Raw genomic sequence first — 5879 nt, forward strand, 5'->3', positions numbered from 1 at the left:
ATGATGCCCTTGGAATCCAGGAGCACAACGTCCTTGACGCCTGCGGTCAGCAGGATCTCGGAGACCGCGATGCCCGCAGCACCAGCGCCGGAAACGACAACTTTCAGTCCCTCAAGCTCACGGCCGGTCACCTTGGCGGCGTTCGTCAGGGCCGCGAGAACCACGACGGCGGTGCCGTGTTGGTCATCGTGCATGACGGGGCAGTCGAGGGCTTCGATGAGGCGCTCTTCGAGTTCGAAGCAGCGGGGTGCTGAGATGTCTTCGAGGTTCACGGCGCCGAAGCTCGGACGCAGACGGACCAGGGTCTCGATGATTTCGTCCACGTTGGTGGTGTTGAGGACCAAGGGGATGGAGTCGAGATCACCGAAAGCCTTGAAGAGCGCGGACTTTCCTTCCATGACGGGGAGGGAGGCGCTGGGTCCGATATCGCCCAGGCCCAGGACAGCGGTCCCATCGCTGACGACCACAACGAGCCGCTCTGCCCAGGTGTGCGTGCGTGCAAGCTCCGGGTTCGCGTGGATCGCGCGGCTCACTTCGGCGACGCCGGGCGTGTAGGCAATGGAAAGGTCCCGCTTGTTCAAAAGCGGTACGGTGCTGGACACGGAGAGCTTGCCGCCTTCGTGGGCGGTGAAGATTTCCTCTTCGCTCAGCGCCAGGGCAGTCAGATTCTGTTCGGGGGTGATGGTCTCGACGGACACGTCGTTGTCTCCTCAGGCTAGCCGTGAACCCACGGCACAATTCGGGCAGGTATAGAGGCTTCGGTGCCGGACCAAGGGTGGCTGGTCCGTGCGGTGAAACTCCTGCGGATATGGGCTGCTAGCCGCTTGGGTCCTGTCTTCGTAGACAGGGGCCTGATAGGAAGACTAGAGACATCCAGTCATAAACTCATACTTTTGGTCGTAGTGGTCTAGACCAATTACGGTGATTCCCCGAAAAGCTACGCGTCCGCAATCAACTTGCAGGCGTTCTTGAGGTCCTTCTCTGCGTCGAAAAGTGAGATCCGGCGACAGTTGACGGACTGGACCAGACCACTGATGACGTGGAGCAGAATCCTGGCCCTCCCGGCATCGCCGATCGCAGCCGCGACCATCTCGGCCGAAAGCGCCTCGATATCGCGCAAGAGTACGGGGATGTCACCATCGCGGGTGTCCCAGGTGCGGGACAGGCAGTGTTCTACAGCGGGTTGCATGACTCGCATGTGGAAAATTTCCATCCCGAGACCGGTGAGCTCTTGCTGGCTGCACCTCGAAGATGCCGGCTTGGCGTCGTTGAGTTCGCGGAGCTGCTGCCGGTAGACGGCGAGCATCAGATGGACCGTGGACGGAAAGTAACGGTAGAGCGTCCCCAGCGGAACGTGGGCCCGAGTGGATACATCCGAGAGGCTCACAGTATCGAACTGCCGCTGGGCGAATCCCGCGGCAGTCTTGAGTATCCGGGCGTAGCGCAATAGCTGTCTCGGCGTGGTGGGAGCAGCCGCCATTTGGGGCAACCCCGCGGCCAGATCCAGCGAATACGGTTCCAAGGAGTTCGGTTCGGACATTTCCGGCGTTCTGTTGGTTTGGGCTTCGTTCGGGGAGATTGCGCGGCCCCCCCCATAGACCGAGCGCGTCCTGACAATGATACGGCAGCAAGTTGTCAGTTCCCTGAGAACGGATTCCCAGGTCTACGCGACGCCCTTGATCTTCACGACGAAAACCGCTCCCAGCAAGCCAATGACCGCTGCGGCCACATACAGCGAGACGTAACCACCCCAGAACACAACGAAAATGGAGGCAATCGCCGGCGCGATCACCTGCGGCAAAGAGTTGGCGATGTTGATGACCCCAAGGTCCCTGCCCCGATCCAAGGCCGCAGGCAGCACTTGGGTAATGAGGGCGAAGTCGACCGCCAGATACGCACCGAAGCCAACGCCGAGCACCACGGCACCCGCAATGGCCCCCGTCCACGTGGGTTCGAACGCGAGGATCAACGCAGCTATCGAGATGACGACGGAGGAAGCAATGACCAACGGTTTGCGTTTGCCCATGCGGTCGCTGATGGCACCGCCCACCACGCTGGTGATGATCACCATGACGGCATAAAGGCCTGTCAGGATGAGGACGCCAAACTCCGGCTTGATCCCCTGCATTTCCTCGATATGCACGGCATCCTTGAGGAAGAAGAGCAAGTACAAAGTGACCATGTGGTTGCCGACATTGACCAGGAACCTCGTCAACCATGCCCACGCGAAGTCCGGGTATTTGACCGGCGAGATCCAAAAGCCCTTGACGAATGTCCACAGTATGAACGGTGGCCTGGCCTCGGGAGCGAGAGGCACGTCGCCATTCTTGAAAAGATAGAGCACGACGCCGGCCAGCAGCGCAGCGGCGCACACGATGTAGCCGAGGGCAAAGTTCCCCGAAACTACGGAAGCGATGACTGCGCCAACGAGAATGCCCACCGTCTGGCCCATGGCCGCAAGGCCGCCGACCGCGCCGCGTTGGGGCACAGGCACGCGGTCCGGAATAGCCGCCGTGATCGCCGCATAGGCCCCATTACAGCCGGCTTGGACGAGGCACCACAGAATAGTCATGACCGCCACGTTGGGAGCTCCCGCTAGCGCAAGCAATGCGACGGTACCCAGGATGGCTCCGAAAAGCACCCAAGGGACTCGCCGTCCGAAGCGGGACGTGGTGCGATCGCTGAACGCTCCAAACAGGGGATTCGCGACCATAGACACCGCCGCACCACATCCCGTAACGAGCGCAAGGATGGCTTCCTTCTGGCCTTCGTCAAAGTGGATGGCCTGCTGTCCAAGCAGAACCTGGATCGGGCCGAAGAAGGCGGCGTTGATGCCAACATTGACGAGCACTACTCCGGTGACCCACAGCGAGCGGACGCGCTCCACGGGCTCGGCGAGCGCCGTCGTCGGGCCTTGCGTTCGCGAAGGATCGAGGGCAGGATCCGCCACCGGTCTTTCAGGCAATGAACCGGGCAGATCGGACAGGCTCATGACGGTACTCCCCTAGCCTCTGGACGTGTGAATTCAGCCTAGCGCCGAGGGAGCCTGCCCGGCTGTCATGAAGGCGCGTATGTGGACAACCGGCAAGCCCAGGACCCGCTATGGCTCGTCCGCACGCGTTAGGGTAACTCCAACGGACCGAGGAGGATCAACGATGAACAGCCCAGCGAACCCCATCAACACCGCCGATCTCTACGACGAGCGTGCCGAAGAAGTCGAGTCGATATCACTGCAGTTCCAGGACCTCGGCGGCATGTCCCACTTCAACGGCCCCGTTCGCACCATCAAATGCTTTGAGGACAATGCGTTGGTGAAGACCATTCTGGCAACACCGGGCGAGGGCGCCGTGCTGGTGGTGGACGGTTATGGCTCCCTGCGCACTGCCCTCATGGGGGACATGATTGCCGAAAGCGCCGTCGCGAACGGCTGGGCCGGCGTCGTGATTAATGGGGCCATCCGCGATCGCGTGGCGATCGCGGAGCTGCCTCTGGGCGTCAAAGCCCTTGGTAGCAACCCCAAGAAGAGCTCCAAAGTGGGCCGTGGCGAAGTGGACATCGCCTTGGTGATTGACGGAGTGCACATCGAACCCGGCAACCTGATCTACTGCGATCCTGACGGGATTCTGGTGGAGCGGTGACATTTTTCTCGCCAATCGGGTAGGACAGGGAATACAGGAGCCATTAGGATAGTTACTGAAAGCAACTATCCTGCTTAGTCCCCTTACATCCACCCTTGGAGAAGCAATGTCCAACGCCACGCCTGTGCGGGCCGCCGGAGAGGTCTTGACACACCGTCAGACGCTTACCGTCATGGTGGGCCTCATGCTCGGCATGTTCCTGTCCTCCCTGGACCAGACCATTGTGTCCACGTCCATTTACACGATCGCCAACGACCTGGACGGCCTGTCCCTGCAGGCGTGGGCCACTACGGCCTACCTCATCACATCCACGGTGACCACCCCGTTGTACGGCAAGCTCAGCGACATCTTCGGCCGCCGCCCGCTGTACCTCGCCGCGATCCTGATCTTCCTCGCCGGATCCCTGTACGCCGGTTCCGTGCATTCCATGACCGAGCTCGCCATCGCCCGCGGCATCCAGGGTATGGGCGCCGGCGGTCTGCTGGCCCTCGCCTTGACGATCATCGGCGACATCGTTGCCCTGAAGGATCGTGCCAAGTACCAGGGCTACTTCATGTCCGTCTTTGGCGTTTCCTCGGTGCTCGGGCCCGTGGTCGGCGGTGCCTTCGCAGGCTCGGCCAACATCCTTGGCTTCGACGGCTGGCGCTGGGTCTTCTTCATCAACCTGCCCATCGGGCTGGCCGCACTGGCTGTGGTGTTCTTCTATCTGCACCTGCCCGCGAAGCACGTCAAGCAGAAGATCGACTACTGGGGCGCGGCAGCCATCACGCTGGCAATCGTTCCGCTGCTGCTCGTGGCCGAACAAGGCCGCAGCTGGGGCTGGACCTCCGGGAACGCATGGATCTGCTACGGGCTTGGCGTCATCGGCATCATCGCCTTCCTGCTGGTTGAGCGGCGTGCCGGCGACTACGCGCTGATCCCCCTTCGGCTCTTCAGGAACATCACCTTCGGCTTGTCTTCCCTGCTGAACTTCATCATCGGCATCGGTATGTTCGGGGCCATCGCGATGCTCCCGATGTACCTGCAGCTGGTCAAGGGCCTCACCCCCACCGAGGCCGGCCTCATGATGATCACCTTCACGGTGGGCATCCTCTTCGGTTCCATTACAGCGGGACGGACCATCTCGGCGTCGGGCGTTTTCCGGATCTTCCCGATCCTCGGCACCGGCATCCTGACCGCCGCCGCAATCGTCATGGGTCTGTCCCTCGGCGTGGACACCGGCCTCTGGGTTCCCGGCCTGATCGCCGTCTTCTTCGGCATGGGCCTGGGCTTCTGCATGCAGCCGCTCACCCTGGCCATGCAGGTCTCCGTACCGCCTAAGGACATGGGCGTGGGCACGTCCACCGCAGCGTTCTTCCGTTCCATGGGTGGCGCCGTGGGTACCGCCGTGTTCATCTCGATGCTCTTCAGCCTGGCCGCCGACAAGATCGCCTCGGGCATGAAGGACGCCATGGGCAGCGCGGACTACCTCAAGGTGCTCAAGGATCCTGCGGTAGCCGCGGATCCTGCCAACGCCAAGCTGTACGACTTCTTCAAGCACGGCGCCACGAACGATTCGCTGAACGACACCAGCTGGCTGCACCACGCCAACCCGGCGCTCACCCGGCCCATCCTTGAAGGCTTCGCGCAGTCGATCGACACCGTGATGCTGACCGCCGCGGCGCTCACCGGCCTCGCGTTCCTCATCACCTTCGCTTTGCCGAACAAGAAACTCACGGATCCGAAGGCTGCAGCGAAGGAATCCGTCTCGGCCCACTAATATCTCGAACCGCGTCACGGCAGGCAGTCTTTTGGACTGCCTGCCGTTGTCGTTTCCAGCGTTTGCGCGGTGGAGCGCCCGACGGCGGCGCGAAAGTTTGCGTGGCGTGACACGTCCGGTGTGGCTGGTGGGGTTGACTGGAAGTCACGCTGGCGGCGTGCCACACTGTGTAGCGCGAGTGCACCGGCGTCCCCGTCGGAACCAGCTGCCGACGACGACCGCGCCGCACAATCCACCACATTTCCTCAAGGGAGAGCCATGCCCAAATCCAGCTCCGACAGCCGTTCCGGCGTCCCACGCAAAGTAATTGGCCTGGCCGTTGCCGGAGCAGTGGGCGGTTTCCTCTTCGGCTTCGATTCCTCCGTGGTCAACGGCGCCGTCGACGCGATGAAGGACGAATTCATGCTGAGCGAAGCCGTCACCGGCTTCGCTGTGGCGGTCGCGCTGCTCGGCTGCGCGGCAGGGCGTACCTCGCGGGGAAG

General features: G+C 62.2%; 5 protein-coding genes and 1 pseudogene. 3 read left to right on the plus strand and 3 right to left on the minus strand.

Annotation, left to right across the window (positions count from 1 at the left end; translation table 11 throughout):
• The 3 genes from AHiyo1_RS11970 to AHiyo1_RS11980 all read right to left on the minus strand — a co-directional run.
• A partial coding sequence (locus tag AHiyo1_RS11970; protein WP_148667568.1) for an NAD(P)-dependent malic enzyme occupies positions 1-698 on the minus strand: 698 nt, incomplete at its 3' end.
• A gap of 239 nt (positions 699-937) precedes the next feature.
• Positions 938-1540, minus strand: coding sequence for a TetR/AcrR family transcriptional regulator (locus AHiyo1_RS11975; RefSeq protein ID WP_059388712.1), 603 nt, complete (start codon positions 1538-1540; stop codon positions 938-940).
• 123 nt (positions 1541-1663) lie between these two features.
• Positions 1664-2992 (minus strand): MFS transporter, encoded by a 1329-nt coding sequence (locus tag AHiyo1_RS11980; protein WP_059388713.1) that lies wholly within the window; start codon positions 2990-2992, stop codon positions 1664-1666.
• 163 nt (positions 2993-3155) lie between these two features.
• Here AHiyo1_RS11980 and rraA point away from each other — a divergent pair, with 163 nt between their 5' ends.
• From rraA to AHiyo1_RS11995, 3 genes and pseudogenes are all read left to right on the plus strand, one after another.
• Positions 3156-3638: a ribonuclease E activity regulator RraA gene (gene rraA / locus AHiyo1_RS11985; protein ID WP_059388714.1), complete on the plus strand. Its 483-nt coding sequence runs from the start codon at positions 3156-3158 to the stop codon at positions 3636-3638.
• A gap of 106 nt (positions 3639-3744) precedes the next feature.
• Positions 3745-5397 carry an MDR family MFS transporter gene (locus AHiyo1_RS11990; RefSeq protein ID WP_059388715.1) on the plus strand — a complete coding sequence of 551 codons (1653 nt, stop codon included), beginning with the start codon at positions 3745-3747 and terminating at the stop codon, positions 5395-5397.
• A 258-nt stretch (positions 5398-5655) separates the two neighbouring features.
• Positions 5656-5879: pseudogene (locus AHiyo1_RS11995) on the plus strand (sugar porter family MFS transporter); the annotation flags it as partial.

It is taken from the genome of Arthrobacter sp. Hiyo1 (assembly GCF_001263615.2).
In the GTDB taxonomy this organism is placed as follows: Bacteria; Actinomycetota; Actinomycetes; order Actinomycetales; family Micrococcaceae; genus Arthrobacter.

Coding starts and splice junctions, on each gene's coding strand:
- AHiyo1_RS11975 (WP_059388712.1), bottom strand. CDS start 1,540: ATGTCCGAACCGAACTCCTTGGAACCGTATTCGCTGGATCTGGCCGCG.
- AHiyo1_RS11980 (WP_059388713.1), bottom strand. CDS start 2,992: ATGAGCCTGTCCGATCTGCCCGGTTCATTGCCTGAAAGACCGGTGGCG.
- rraA (WP_059388714.1), top strand. CDS start 3,156: ATGAACAGCCCAGCGAACCCCATCAACACCGCCGATCTCTACGACGAG.
- AHiyo1_RS11990 (WP_059388715.1), top strand. CDS start 3,745: ATGTCCAACGCCACGCCTGTGCGGGCCGCCGGAGAGGTCTTGACACAC.